Origin of the sequence: Enterobacter sp. ECC-219, from assembly GCF_043966805.1 — a bacterium.
GTDB lineage: Bacteria > Pseudomonadota > Gammaproteobacteria > Enterobacterales > Enterobacteriaceae > Enterobacter > Enterobacter cloacae_N.
In genome coordinates this window covers 2,666,665-2,679,533 of sequence record NZ_CP143680.1, presented here as the reverse complement: position 1 = coordinate 2,679,533, position 12,869 = coordinate 2,666,665, and the positions used below count along the sequence as shown (strand labels likewise).

Below are 12,869 nucleotides of genomic sequence, written 5' to 3'. Positions count from 1 at the left end.
CATTTTATTTGCTTTTCTCATTCCTGCCTCCTATCTTTAACGTCAGAACGACGATAACCAGCTTCTGAGGCGCGTATGATACTGGACACCTTTACTCTTTCAGGCAAAGTGGCCCTCATCACCGGGTGCGATACCGGGCTGGGACAAGGCATGGCCATTGCGCTGGCGCAGGCAGGCTGCGATATCGTTGGGGTAAATCGCAAAGATCCAGAGAAAACGGACAGCTCCGTCACCGCCCTGGGAAGACGTTTTTTGGCTATTCGGGCCGATCTGAGCCAGCAGGAAAGCCTTCAGCACGTCGTGGATACCGCCGTGGCGGAGATGGGGCGGGTCGATATTCTGGTGAACAATGCCGGGACGATTCGCCGGGAGGATGCTCTGGCGTTCAGTGAAAAGGACTGGGATGACGTGATGAATCTGAATCTCAAATCGCTCTTTTTCCTCTCGCAGGCGGTCGCTAAACAGTTTATCGCCCAGGGCCAGGGCGGCAAAATTATCAATATCGCCTCTATGCTCTCGTTCCAGGGCGGCATTCGCGTACCGTCGTATACCGCCTCGAAAAGCGGCGCACTGGGGATAACGCGCCTGCTGGCGAATGAGTGGGCGGTACATGGCATCAACGTGAATGCCATCGCGCCGGGCTACATGGCGACGAACAACACGCAGCAGCTGCGCGCGGACGAACAACGCAATGCCGAGATCCTTGCGCGCATTCCGGCGGGTCGCTGGGGAACACCGGACGACCTTCAGGGACCGGTCGTCTTTTTAGCCTCTTCCGCCTCGGATTACGTAAATGGCCACACCTTAGCCGTCGACGGCGGCTGGCTGGCGCGCTGACGCGCGTTTTGTGACAAACAGTTACACCGTCACCTCTTTCGCCCACTGTATAAAAACCCTATACTGTATAAATTGACAGTTTCGTGGGTTTTATCATGACGGCGGAAGGCCACCTGCTTTTTTCAATTGCGTGCGCAGTATTTGCCAAAAACGCAGAGCTCACTCCCGTGCTTGCACAGGGAGACTGGTGGCATATTGTCCCTTCCGCCGTATTAACCTGCCTGCTGCCCGATATTGACCACCCGAAATCCTTCCTTGGGCAGCGGCTGAAGTGGGTGTCTAAGCCCATCGCCCGCGCGTTCGGTCACCGCGGGTTTACCCACAGTCTGCTGGCCGTGTTTGGCCTGCTAACGCTTTTCTATTTAAAAGTCCCAGAAAGCTGGATAGTGCCGGGCGATGCCATCCAGGGGATGGTGCTGGGTTATTTAAGCCATATCCTCGCCGATATGCTGACGCCTGCGGGCGTGCCGCTGCTGTGGCCCTGCCGCTGGCGTTTTCGTTTTCCGATCCTTGCGCCGCAGAAAGGGAACCAGCTTGAACGCGTGCTGTGCATGGCGCTGTTCGCGTACGCCGTCTGGATGCCGCAAACCTTGCCCGAAAACAGTGCAGTGCGCTGGTCTTCCCAGATGATCAATTCGCTGCAATTTCAGTTCAATCGTTTTATTCATCATCAGATTGAACAGTAAACCAACAAAATCATTCCATTTGTCATAAACCATTCCATTTGGATATAAGCGCCACATCACACTTCTGCTAACCTTCCGCCAACAGGATCGGGAAAAACCGATCCCACATAATAAATCAGGAGAACGGGGATGAATTTTCCACTCATCGCGAACATAGTCGTGTTCGTCGTATTACTATTGCTTCTCGCGCAGGCGCGCCACAAACAGTGGAGCCTGGCGAAAAAAGTGCTGGTGGGCCTGGTCATGGGTGTGGCATTTGGTCTGGCCTTACACGCCGTCTACGGCCCCGATAGCCCGGTACTGAAAGAGTCCATCCAGTGGTTCAACATTGTCGGTAACGGCTACGTCCAGCTGCTGCAGATGATCGTTATGCCGCTGGTGTTCGCCTCTATTCTGAGCGCCGTTGCCCGCCTGCACAACGCGACCCAGCTGGGTAAAATCAGCTTTCTGACGATTGGTACGCTGCTCTTTACCACGCTGATTGCCGCGCTGGTGGGGGTGCTGGTTACCAACCTGTTTGGCCTGACCGCCGAAGGTCTGGTTCAGGGTACCGCTGAAACGGCGCGTCTGACCGCCATTCAAACCAACTACGTGGGTAAAGTGGCTGACCTGACGGTTCCGCAGATGGTGCTCTCCTTCATTCCGAAGAACCCGTTTGCTGACCTGACCGGTGCAAGCCCAACCTCTATTATCAGCGTGGTGATCTTCGCGGCTTTCCTGGGCGTGGCGGCGCTTAAGCTGCTGAAAGACGATGCGCCGAAAGGCGAACGCGTGCTGACCGCTATTGATACCCTGCAAAGCTGGGTGATGAAGCTGGTCCGTCTGGTCATGCAGCTGACGCCATACGGCGTTCTGGCGCTGATGACCAAAGTGGTAGCCGGCTCTAACCTGCAGGACATCATTAAACTGGGCAGCTTCGTTGTCGCCTCTTATCTGGGTCTGGGCATTATGTTCGTGGTGCACGGTATCCTGCTCGGCGTAAACGGCGTCAGCCCGCTGAAATACTTCCGCAAAGTCTGGCCAGTACTGACCTTCGCCTTCACCAGCCGTTCCAGCGCCGCGTCTATTCCGCTGAACGTTGAAGCGCAGACCCGTCGTCTGGGCGTGCCGGAATCCATCGCCAGCTTCTCTGCCTCCTTTGGTGCCACAATTGGTCAAAACGGCTGTGCGGGGCTCTACCCGGCGATGCTGGCAGTGATGGTTGCCCCGACCGTGGGTATCAACCCGCTTGATCCGGTCTGGATCGCCACGCTGGTCGGGATTGTTACCATCAGCTCCGCAGGCGTTGCAGGTGTTGGCGGTGGCGCAACCTTCGCCGCGCTGATTGTGCTGCCCGCGCTGGGCCTGCCCGTGACGCTGGTCGCCCTGCTGATCTCCGTTGAACCGCTGATCGACATGGGCCGTACCGCGCTGAACGTGAGCGGTTCCATGACTGCCGGTACGCTGACCAGCCAGTGGCTGAAGCAGACCGACAAAGCCATTCTGGAAAGTGAAGACGACGCCGAGCTGGCGCACCGTTAATCACGGTAGAAATAAAAAAACCGCCTGATGGCGGTTTTTTTATGGCTGTTATTCTTCAACCTCTTCATCCTGGCGGATTTGCGTCGCCCATCGCTGGGCTGACTCCGGCACGGAAAACGCCGGCGACCGGCGGAAATGTTCACCCATCAGGACAAAAGCCACATATTTACCGCGAAGCAGCCAGACATCACGAAAACCATCCACTTTCAGGGCATGGTCAGGCGGCGCGGGCTCAACGCGGGGCACATAGCTAATAACCTGGCGGTTTTGTTGACGAAGAGGTTTCATAAGCGATGGATTCACTAAAGCAAATTCTTGGAGCAGGAAAATTCTATGATAGCCGATCCTGCTACCTTACGTCGCGCTCCGAGTGGGTGAGATGGCTCCTTTCGTTAATGGCGTGATGTGAAAACTCTTAGTTCGCGAGCCATTTCACGACATTGTTCTATCCTTAATAGGGTTTTTAGCAATGGATAAAGGAGAAGCGTGCAATGTCGAACAAAGATAAAACACATCAATCACCGATTCATGGCACTGAAGAATCTCAACCGGGTATGGACTCTCTCGCCCCTGCTGACGGCTCTCACCGCCCCTCGCCTGGCCCTTCAGCCCCTGGCGAACAGCCAACCGCGCCGGGAAGCATGAAATCGCCGGATACTGGAAACGAGAAGCTGAAATCACTTGAGCCGCACCGCAAAGGCAGCGAAGGTTTTGCGCTCACCACCAATCAGGGCGTGCGGATTGCTGACGATCAAAACTCCCTTCGCGCAGGCGCGCGCGGGCCGACCCTGCTGGAAGATTTCATCCTGCGGGAAAAAATTACCCATTTTGACCACGAGCGCATTCCAGAACGCATCGTTCACGCGCGCGGCTCGGCTGCACACGGCTACTTCCAGCCCTATAAGAGCCTGAAAGCGATCACCAAAGCGGATTTCCTTTCCGACCCGGATAAAATCACCCCGGTATTTGTGCGTTTCTCCACAGTGCAGGGCGGCGCAGGTTCGGCAGACACGGTCCGTGATATCCGCGGCTTTGCCACTAAGTTTTATACCGAAGAGGGTATTTTCGATCTGGTGGGCAACAATACTCCGGTGTTTTTCATTCAGGATGCGCATAAATTTCCTGACTTTGTCCATGCGGTAAAACCGGAGCCCCACTGGGCCATACCCCAGGGCCAAAGCGCGCACGATACCTTCTGGGACTATGTCTCCCTGCAGCCTGAAACCTTACACAACGTGATGTGGGCGATGTCCGACCGGGGCATTCCGCGCAGCTATCGCACGATGGAAGGGTTCGGTATTCATACTTTCCGCATGATCAATGCGGAAGGTAAAGCCACGTTTGTACGCTTCCACTGGAAGCCGGTAGCGGGCAAAGCCTCGCTGGTGTGGGATGAAGCGCAGAAGCTCACCGGGCGCGATCCGGACTTCCATCGTCGCGAGCTGTGGGAATCGATTGAAGCCGGCGACTTCCCGGAGTACGAACTGGGCCTGCAGCTTATTCCGGAAGAGGACGAGTTTAAGTTCGATTTCGACCTGCTTGACCCGACCAAACTCATTCCTGAGGAGCTGGTGCCGGTACAGCTGGTGGGGAAAATGGTGCTCAACCGCAACCCGGATAATTTCTTTGCCGAAAACGAGCAGGCCGCGTTCCACCCGGGCCATATCGTACCGGGGCTGGATTTCACCAACGATCCGCTGTTACAGGGCCGTCTGTTCTCTTATACCGATACGCAGATTAGCCGTCTTGGCGGGCCGAACTTCCACGAGATCCCGATTAACCGCCCAACCTGCCCGTACCATAACTTCCAGCGCGACGGGATGCACCGTCAGGATATTGATACCAACCCGGCGAACTATGAGCCGAACTCCATCAACGATAACTGGCCGCGAGAAACCCCGCCGGGGCCGAAACGCGGCGGATTCGAATCTTATCAGGAACGTATCGACGGCAACAAAATTCGCGAGCGTAGCCCTTCGTTCGGCGAGTATTACGCCCACCCTCGCCTGTTCTGGAACAGCCAGACGCCGATTGAGCAACAGCACATCATCGGCGGCTTTAGCTTCGAACTGAGCAAAGTGGTGCGCACCTATATCCGCGAGCGGGTGGTCGATCAGCTGGCACATATTGATATTCAGCTTGCCCAGAGCGTGGCGGATAACCTGGGCATTACGCTAACGGACGAGCAGCGCAACCTTGCTCCGCCGAAAGAGGTTAACGGCGTGAAGAAAGATCCGTCGTTGAGCCTGTATGCGGTGCCTGGAGGCTCGATTAAAGGCCGCGTGGTCGCCATCCTGCTGAACGATAAAACCCGCGCCAGCGACGTGCTGGGGATCATGCAGGCGCTGAAAACCCAGGGCGTGCATGCGAAACTGCTTTATTCCCGCATGGGGGAAGTGACCGCCGATGACGGCTCCGTGCTGCCGGTGGCGGCGACCTTTGCCGGGGCACCATCGCTGACCGTCGATGCAGTGATTGTGCCGTGCGGGGATATTGACAGTCTGCTGAACAACGGTGACGCCGTGTATTATCTGCTGGAAGCCTATAAGCACCTGAAACCGATCGCGCTGTCCGGTTACGCGCGACAGTTTAAGGCGCAGCTGAAGGTTGCCGATCAAGGTGAGGATGGCATTGTCGAGGGCGATAACGTGGACGATGCCTTTATGACGAAGCTGTTTGACCTGCTCGCCGCGCACCGCGTCTGGTCGCGCAGCAGTAAGATTGACCAGATACCGGCGTAAAAACCATTCCCGGTTGTGCGGCCTGATGCCCTCACCCCGCCCCTCTCCCACGGGAGAGGGAGAAAACAATAAAAACGGTAACCCAGGTTACCGTTTTGCTTTTACCTCGCCGCCGGGCTTTATCTCACAGATCCCCAAACGTCCCCAGACGATACCCACGCTCGGCAATCGCATACTTCAGCGACGCCGACGTTAGCACGTCCAGCTCAGCGAGGCGCGGCCAGCAGTAGGCGCTTTTCCGCACTGTGTTATCGACAAAAGCAGGATGCGCCATAACTTCCAGCGACCGTTCCCCCCTGGCGGCGGAATCTTCCAGCACCTTCAGGAACAGCCCTTCGTCGATCTCGTCGCCGTAAAAGGCACTGCTGAACCCCTCTGTGGTTGCCACGGCACAGTCCGGCACGCCCTGCACCTCACGATCCACGCGCATCGCCACGCCTTTGCGTTGGGCAAACGCCGCAACGATCGGGAAAATCGCCGGGATCATGTGCACATGATGGTGGCTGTCAATATGCGTCGGCGCCTTGCCAAACAGATCAACAAAGCGGTTGTACTGGCAGTCCAGCTCACGGGCAACCTCTTCGAGCGGCAGAGCGTCCTGCTCCGCCAACTCCCAAATCCATTTGCCCAGCAGGCCGTCGCGCGTCAGGCCCGGCATTGGCGAAAGCGGCATCCCGAGCGTCAGCACAAAATGCATGCCGACGCCCAACTCCGGCACCTCGCGGCTCAGCTGCGCCGCGTGTTCAACCGCCTCACCATTCACCAGTGCCGTGGTAGAGGTTACAACCCCCCGACGACAGGCTTCAATAATGCCGTAGTTCTGACCTTTAGAGAGGCCAAAGTCATCAGCATTAACGATCAGCAGGTTTTCCATTGTGCGTCCTCTCAGTGATGTTTGAACTTCAGCTTCTCGATCGTGGCGGCAAAGTTCGGCAACCATTTTTCATGCGCCAGGATCATCTCGCTGGCCAGCTGCTCCGCATCGCGGTCGGAATGCACCAGCGGGCTAAGGTTCAGCGCCAGAAGCACGTCATTGAGCTCGCCGCTCAGCGCCGCATTGCTTGCCGCCACTTCAAAGCCTTTGATGGTGTGGATCAGGCCCATGACCTTATCATCGAAGTGGGTGATGCGTGGATGCGGTTTAGCGCCATCGCGTCCCAGGATGCAGGTCATCTCAACCGCCCAGTCAGCCGGGATATTGTCGATATGACCGTGATGCGGCACGTTGACATAGTGCTCCGCCTGCTTGTCGTTGTAGATGGCGTTGATCACTTCACACGCCGCATCAGAGTAATAGGCCCCGCCCCGCTGCTCCAGCGCTTTCGGTTTAACGTTCAGGTTCGGATCTTTATACAAATCGAACAGCTGCTTCTCAACTTTCTGAACGATCTGCGCGCGCGCGCCGCCCTTATAGTACTCGCCCATTTCGATGGCCAGCATCTCTTTCTGCTTGAAGTAGTAAAGCAGGTACGAGCACGGCAGCAGATTCAGCGAGCGGATAAGCCCTTCGCTGAACGGCAGGTCAAAGATGTTCTTCACGGAGGCCGCGGTCAGGCGACCGGAAGCCACGCCGTCGAGCAGCTCGGCAAAGCGCGATTTTCCGTTCACGATGACGTCCTTAATGAACACCAAGTGGTTCAGGCCGAACAGGTCGATAGAGAGATCGTCACTGTCGGTCAGCTCCAGCACGTCGCGGATAAACATCTTCATGCCGATCGGGATATTGCAGACACCGATAAAGCGTTTGAAACTGGTATGACGATAAACCGCCTCGGTCACCATTCCGGCCGGGTTAGTGAAGTTAATCACCCACGCGTTCGGGCAGACCTCTTGCACATCTTTTACGATGTCGAAAATCACCGGAATGGTACGCAGGCCTTTGAACAGGCCGCCCGCGCCGTTGGTCTCCTGCCCCAGGTAGCCGTGGCTCAGCGGAATACGCTCGTCCAGCTCGCGCGCTTTCAGCTGGCCGACGCGCAGCTGGGTAGTGACGAAATCCGCATCCTTCAGCGCCAGGCGACGATCGACGGATTTATGCACGGTCATAGGCACGCCCGCTTTCTCAACCATGCGCTTGCACAGGTCGAAAATAATATCCAGCTTCTCCTGACCTTCCTCAACATCCACCAGCCATAATTCGCTGACCGGTAATTCGTGATAGCGTTTTAAAAAGCCTTCAAGTAATTCCGGGGTATAGCTGCTGCCGCCGCCAATGGTTACGACTTTTAATTTCTTTTGCATAATATCTCCCTTAGCGTATCAGGTTAATCGCCTGCAAGGTATAGCGTACTCTTCCCGCTATTTGGGCAAGCCATTAAAGCAATATTTGTGGCGGGTAACCCGCCGAAAGTTAATTAATTACCGTTAAATTCTTCCGGTAGCTGTTCGGTGTGAATGACGTCAATTTCTTAAAAGTTTTAATAAACAGACTGGGACTGCTGTATCCTGACTCATACGCAATATCGGTGACAGAATAGTTGGTAATTTCCAGCTGTTTTTTGGCAAAGTTAATGCGGATTTCATTAATAATTTGCACCGGCGTTTTACGATAATAACGCTGCGTCGCGCGGGTCAGATATTCCTGGGATTTCCCCGAGAGGGATACCATATTTTCCAGCGCATTTTCGCTGAACTGGCCTTTATCGTGCATCAGTTCCACGGTGCTGCGCAGCCACTGTGGAACATCATCCGTCACCTGCTGCTCTTCACGGTGATGCCGCAACCGGTTCATCACGTAGAAGGTCACCGTTTCAATAAACTCATCAAATTCATTGTCGCGGAAGTTAAGCGAGGCGATGACCGTTTCAATCCAGGTCATGAACTCGTTTTTCACACGGTATACCTGGGACGCCACAAAGCAGAACGGCACCAGCGGCAGATAGTGCTTCTCAAAGAAGCGTCTGCTGACGCCCACGTTCAGAATGCGGGTCGCGCCAAATTCGTAAAAGCTCTGGTGATAGGAACCCATCGGCAGGAAGACAAAATCCCCTCGCTCAAGCAGGACACGCTTACCGTTGATCTCCTGGTAGTAGCGGCCGGTCAGAACAATCGTGAACTCATAGTAGTCATGCTGGTGCAGACCGCTGGCGCTCTCCGTCTTGTTGTAGATAACCACGTGAAAATTTTTGCCATTAAACAGTTGCTGTTCAAATGCGGTTTTGATTTCCATCGTGCTGACCTCCTGCTGCTCAATCCGACTTAGTGCATTTTCTCGTGAAGCTCAATCAACTCCGCCACCAACTCGCGCGCCAGCATGGACGTCATCAGGTGATCCTGAGCGTGTACCAGCACCAGACTGACCTTCATCTTCCCTTCGCCCTGGTCGCTTTCAATCAGCTTTGTCTGCACCAGGTGCGCTTCGTTCAGCGCCGTGCGGGACTGCTCCATCATGGTTTTCGCGACGGCGAAATCGCCCTGCTTGGCCTGCTTCAGTGCGGCATACGCCAGGCTGCGCGCCTGACCGGAGTTGATGATGAGGCCCATCACCACTTCTTCGAGATCGTTCTCTGCGGCTTCGTCTGCGACGATACTATCCAAATCTAACATGTTTAAGCTCCTTGTGGCTGGCGCGGGCTTCCCCGCGCCGGTCAATCTTAGAATTTCAGTGAGAGGGCAATTTCCTCTTCGCTCTCTTCTTCATCAATGATGGTGGCGGCTTTGTTCGCAATCGCCACGAATGGCATGTACAGCAGGGTGGCAATCCCGAGGTTGAATATCGCCAGCAGGAAGGCCGCGACGCTACCGTTGGTGTTAAAGAACGCGCCCAGACCTGCCGGCATGGTCCACGGTGCAATGTTGGTGATCGGTGGAATAATACCCATGTAATAGGCCGTCAGGGTGATCGCTGCCAGCAGCGGCTGCACCAGAATGAACGGGATAAACATTACCGGGTTCATGATGATTGGCAGACCGAACAGAATCGGCTCGTTAATTTGGAAGATGCCCGATGGCAGCGCCAGTTTCGCCACCTGACGATAATCAGCGCGACGAGAGACAATAAAGACCGCGATGATCAGACCCAGGGTCGCCCCGGTACCACCCAGGAAGATATAGGAGTCAAGCATCGGCTTCGCCCACACATGGAAGGTTTTACCTGCCGCCAGCGCCGCATCAACGGAGCCGTACTGCTGGTAAAGCGCAACGTTTTCCAGTGCCCATGGGGTCATAATTCCGCTGTCCAGCGCGGCCAGTGCCAGTGAACCATGCACGCCGAAGAACCACAGCAGAGAGGTGAAAATCACATACGCCCAACCGACCACGCCACCCATCGACGCCAGCGGCGTAGAGATAGAGTCCATGATGATCTGGTGGAAGTTCGTGCCCCAGTGAGAGAGCGCCCAGGCGATAATCCCCATGATGGAGAGAATAATGAAGCCTGGGATCAACGCGGAAAATGAACGAGAAACGGAGGCCGGTACGCTATCCGGCAGACGGATGACCCAGTTGCGACGGATAATAAAGGTGAACATTTCTGCCACCACCAGGCCGATAACAATACCGGAGATAATGTTGGCACCACCCAGCCAGTTCGCGCCGACGGCATACGCCTCCCCCACGCTGTATGGCGTGACGGTCATAAACGCGGCAACGGATAATAACCCGGCGGCCAGCGGATCCACTTTCCGCTCTTCAGCCAGCGCCATCCCGATAAAGAAAGGCGCCATCAGCGACATAATACCCAACGTACCGTTATAGACGTTGCCGCCGATGGCTTTAAAACCATTAAGGGTTTCAATAGTGGAAGCGTCTAACCGAATTCCTAATGAATAAAAGAAGGAACCTTCACCAAAGCTAAGAAAAACGTTGTTAATTAAAACGAACATGGCCCCGGCCAGCGTCAACGGCATTAATTTAATAAAACCGTTTTTGATGGCATTAACGTGAGGCTGCTTTCCTATTTTAACAGCAAAAGGAAGGAGTACCTTTTCAAGTGAAGCGATGACTTTACTCATAGGAAAATACCCTTAAATGCCGTAACGCATGTTACGGCGTAATTGTGTGTGAAATAACTCTTTGACGGGAAAAATAAAAATTAATTAGCAGCTTTTTTAATGGCTGCCACAGCAGCTTTTAGTACACCTAAACCATCAATCTTGCCGTACAGCCCCGAGTCGATCACCTCGACCGGTTTATTCGGTAACAGTCGTTGAATTTCGGGCAGCATGTAGGCAATTTGCGGCCCCAGTAAAACAACATCGGCTTTCTGGCCTTTTTCGCCCGCCAGCGTCTCTGGAAACGCTTCAATCACCACAGGGACTTCATACTTTTCAGCCTGCGCGCGCATCTTTGACACCAGAAGCGAGGTTGACATGCCGGCTGAGCAGAACAGGTAGATATGTTTCTTTTCCATCGTAATTTCCCTCTTGTAGGACTACCTGCCGTCGCGCTATCACTCGACTCGCTGTCCCGGCAGACAGGTAGCTTGCATACTGTTGTTTATCGTTGGAGTGAGTATACGCAATGGTACAGACAGGGGATAATTCTGGATAGGCTCAAATTGTCTCTCATTGACCTGGCTTGTTGACTCCCTTCACATTTCAGGCAAATAATTCGCGCAAAGAAATAAGATTTACGTATGCATAAAAAAACCGGCCCATGGGCCGGCTTATTAACATCGTCAGGCAAGCAGGGTTACTGCGCCTTAGGTGCCTGCGGATCGGTGTCGTATTCAGCACAGGTCTGATAGCCGGAGTTAATCACATGTCCGGTATCATCCAGCGCGACGAAGTAGGTCTCTGCCTTACCATCACGTTGACCCAGGATATAGGTCTGACACGTACCGCGCGCGTGAATCATGGTGACTTCAGAAGAAGGCTTGCCGGCGATTGCAGCCACCTGCGAACGGGTCATCCCTTTTTTAACGTCTTTAACCACGGGCTGGGTAAACTGATCCTTGGTGCGATCGTAAGCTGTACACCCTGCCAGCATCGTCAGTACCGCCGCTGCGCTAAGAATTCCTGCTACGTTCTTGTTCATATTCCGTCCTCTTGTTTATCAGCGTGTTATCTAAGCATGGAATAAAAAGTACTATTGTTCAACTTTGTGATTTATGCCAGACGAATTTCGGAAAATTCTAATAAAACAACGATAACCTGCTAAATCGCCGCAAATTAACGCACTCGAAACTGTGATCCTTGTCGTTTTCCGCCCAAAGGTTTAGTTTTAACAGTTAACACATTCTGTTTATGTTCTGCATATGGAGGGCATGATGGCTCTGCAACAAGAGATTATTCAGGCGCTGGGCGCAAAGCCTGCGATAGATGCACATGAAGAGATCCGCCGCAGCGTGGATTTTTTAAAGTCGTACTTAAAAAAGAACGCTTTCCTGAAATCCCTGGTGCTGGGCATCAGCGGCGGGCAGGACTCAACCCTGACCGGTAAACTCTGTCAAATGGCGATTTCAGAGCTTCGCGAAGAGACGGGCGATGACGCGCTGCAGTTTATCGCCGTGCGTTTGCCTTATGGCGTACAGGCGGACGAACAGGACTGCCAGGATGCCATCGCCTTCATCCAGCCTGACCGCGTGCTCACTGTCAATATTAAAGGCTCGGTGCTGGCAAGCGAGCAGGCGCTTCGCGAAGCGGGTATTGAGTTGAGCGATTTTGTGCGCGGCAACGAGAAAGCGCGCGAGCGCATGAAAGCGCAGTACAGCATCGCCGGGATGACCAAAGGCGTTGTGGTAGGCACCGACCATGCGGCAGAAGCGATCACCGGTTTCTTCACCAAATACGGCGATGGCGGCACCGACATAAACCCGATTTTCCGTCTCAACAAGCGACAGGGCAAGCAGCTGCTCGCCGCGCTGGGCTGCCCTGAGCACCTGTACAAGAAAGCACCGACAGCGGATCTGGAAGACGATCGCCCTTCCCTGCCGGATGAAGCTGCCCTTGGCGTCACCTATGACAACATTGATGACTATCTGGAAGGCAAAACGCTGGATGAAGGTACCGCGAAAATTATCGAAGGCTGGTATCTGAAAACCGAGCACAAGCGCCACACGCCAATTACGGTGTTTGACGACTTCTGGAAAAAATAAAGCAAAGCGGTAACCAGGTTACCGCTTTTAATGTTTGCGCCCTCTCCC

General features: G+C 54.5%; 13 protein-coding genes. 5 read left to right on the top strand and 8 right to left on the bottom strand.

Translation table 11 applies throughout. From position 1 onward, the window contains the following. The first annotated feature begins 75 nt into the window (after window positions 1-75). From kduD to V1603_RS12690, 3 genes are all read left to right on the top strand, one after another. On the top strand, window positions 76-837 hold the full coding sequence (gene kduD, locus V1603_RS12700) for a 2-dehydro-3-deoxy-D-gluconate 5-dehydrogenase KduD (RefSeq protein ID WP_395312714.1): 762 nt from the start codon (window positions 76-78) through the stop codon (window positions 835-837). Between the two features lie 95 nt (window positions 838-932). Beyond that, window positions 933-1,523 carry a metal-dependent hydrolase gene (locus V1603_RS12695; RefSeq protein WP_032644865.1) on the top strand — a complete coding sequence of 197 codons (591 nt, stop codon included), beginning with the start codon at window positions 933-935 and terminating at the stop codon, window positions 1,521-1,523. 129 nt (window positions 1,524-1,652) lie between these two features. Further along, window positions 1,653-3,044, top strand: coding sequence for an L-cystine transporter (locus V1603_RS12690; RefSeq protein WP_395312713.1), 1,392 nt, complete (start codon window positions 1,653-1,655; stop codon window positions 3,042-3,044). Between the two features lie 48 nt (window positions 3,045-3,092). Here V1603_RS12690 and cedA read toward each other — a convergent pair whose 3' ends face one another. After that, a complete protein-coding gene (gene cedA, locus V1603_RS12685) occupies window positions 3,093-3,368 on the bottom strand; it encodes a cell division activator CedA (RefSeq protein WP_223239595.1) in 276 nt (91 codons plus the stop codon). 167 nt (window positions 3,369-3,535) lie between these two features. Between cedA and katE the strand changes: the two genes are divergently transcribed. Then, window positions 3,536-5,785 (top strand): catalase HPII, encoded by a 2,250-nt coding sequence (gene katE / locus V1603_RS12680; protein ID WP_395312712.1) that lies wholly within the window; start codon window positions 3,536-3,538, stop codon window positions 5,783-5,785. A gap of 124 nt (window positions 5,786-5,909) precedes the next feature. On the opposite strand, the gene chbG is transcribed toward katE, so the two are convergent. The 7 genes from chbG to osmE form a co-directional block, all read right to left on the bottom strand. Further along, window positions 5,910-6,659, bottom strand: a complete 750-nt coding sequence (gene chbG, locus V1603_RS12675; protein ID WP_163328928.1) for a chitin disaccharide deacetylase — start codon at window positions 6,657-6,659, stop codon at window positions 5,910-5,912. 11 nt (window positions 6,660-6,670) lie between these two features. Next, on the bottom strand, window positions 6,671-8,026 hold the full coding sequence (locus V1603_RS12670) for a 6-phospho-beta-glucosidase (protein ID WP_163328926.1): 1,356 nt from the start codon (window positions 8,024-8,026) through the stop codon (window positions 6,671-6,673). 109 nt (window positions 8,027-8,135) lie between these two features. Further along, the gene (chbR, locus tag V1603_RS12665) at window positions 8,136-8,978 is read right to left on the bottom strand and encodes a transcriptional regulator ChbR (RefSeq protein WP_028012801.1); all 843 of its coding nucleotides are present in this window, start codon (window positions 8,976-8,978) and stop codon (window positions 8,136-8,138) included. Between the two features lie 5 nt (window positions 8,979-8,983). Then, entirely contained in the window at window positions 8,984-9,331 is a 348-nt protein-coding gene (gene chbA / locus V1603_RS12660; protein WP_116340525.1) for a PTS N,N'-diacetylchitobiose transporter subunit IIA, read from the bottom strand. Window positions 9,332-9,378: 47 nt separating this feature from the next. Next, window positions 9,379-10,737: a PTS N,N'-diacetylchitobiose transporter subunit IIC gene (chbC, locus tag V1603_RS12655; protein ID WP_028012799.1), complete on the bottom strand. Its 1,359-nt coding sequence runs from the start codon at window positions 10,735-10,737 to the stop codon at window positions 9,379-9,381. 80 nt (window positions 10,738-10,817) lie between these two features. Next, a complete protein-coding gene (gene chbB, locus V1603_RS12650; RefSeq protein WP_014883474.1) occupies window positions 10,818-11,135 on the bottom strand; it encodes a PTS N,N'-diacetylchitobiose transporter subunit IIB in 318 nt (105 codons plus the stop codon). 281 nt (window positions 11,136-11,416) lie between these two features. Beyond that, window positions 11,417-11,761 (bottom strand): osmotically-inducible lipoprotein OsmE, encoded by a 345-nt coding sequence (osmE, locus tag V1603_RS12645; protein ID WP_003857836.1) that lies wholly within the window; start codon window positions 11,759-11,761, stop codon window positions 11,417-11,419. A gap of 232 nt (window positions 11,762-11,993) precedes the next feature. On the opposite strand from osmE, the gene nadE reads away from it, so the two are divergent. Then, window positions 11,994-12,821, top strand: coding sequence for an ammonia-dependent NAD(+) synthetase (gene nadE, locus V1603_RS12640; RefSeq protein WP_116340527.1), 828 nt, complete (start codon window positions 11,994-11,996; stop codon window positions 12,819-12,821). The last annotated feature ends 48 nt before the right edge of the window (window positions 12,822-12,869 follow it).

Bases quoted from the DNA above. Each gene is read 5' to 3' on its own strand.
- V1603_RS12690 (WP_395312713.1), top strand. From the start codon at position 1,653: ATGAATTTTCCACTCATCGCGAACATAGTCGTGTTCGTCGTATTACTA.
- kduD (WP_395312714.1), top strand. From the start codon at position 76: ATGATACTGGACACCTTTACTCTTTCAGGCAAAGTGGCCCTCATCACC.
- chbC (WP_028012799.1), bottom strand. From the start codon at position 10,737: ATGAGTAAAGTCATCGCTTCACTTGAAAAGGTACTCCTTCCTTTTGCT.
- V1603_RS12695 (WP_032644865.1), top strand. From the start codon at position 933: ATGACGGCGGAAGGCCACCTGCTTTTTTCAATTGCGTGCGCAGTATTT.
- chbG (WP_163328928.1), bottom strand. From the start codon at position 6,659: ATGGAAAACCTGCTGATCGTTAATGCTGATGACTTTGGCCTCTCTAAA.
- V1603_RS12670 (WP_163328926.1), bottom strand. From the start codon at position 8,026: ATGCAAAAGAAATTAAAAGTCGTAACCATTGGCGGCGGCAGCAGCTAT.
- osmE (WP_003857836.1), bottom strand. From the start codon at position 11,761: ATGAACAAGAACGTAGCAGGAATTCTTAGCGCAGCGGCGGTACTGACG.
- nadE (WP_116340527.1), top strand. From the start codon at position 11,994: ATGGCTCTGCAACAAGAGATTATTCAGGCGCTGGGCGCAAAGCCTGCG.
- katE (WP_395312712.1), top strand. From the start codon at position 3,536: ATGTCGAACAAAGATAAAACACATCAATCACCGATTCATGGCACTGAA.
- chbA (WP_116340525.1), bottom strand. From the start codon at position 9,331: ATGTTAGATTTGGATAGTATCGTCGCAGACGAAGCCGCAGAGAACGAT.
- chbB (WP_014883474.1), bottom strand. From the start codon at position 11,135: ATGGAAAAGAAACATATCTACCTGTTCTGCTCAGCCGGCATGTCAACC.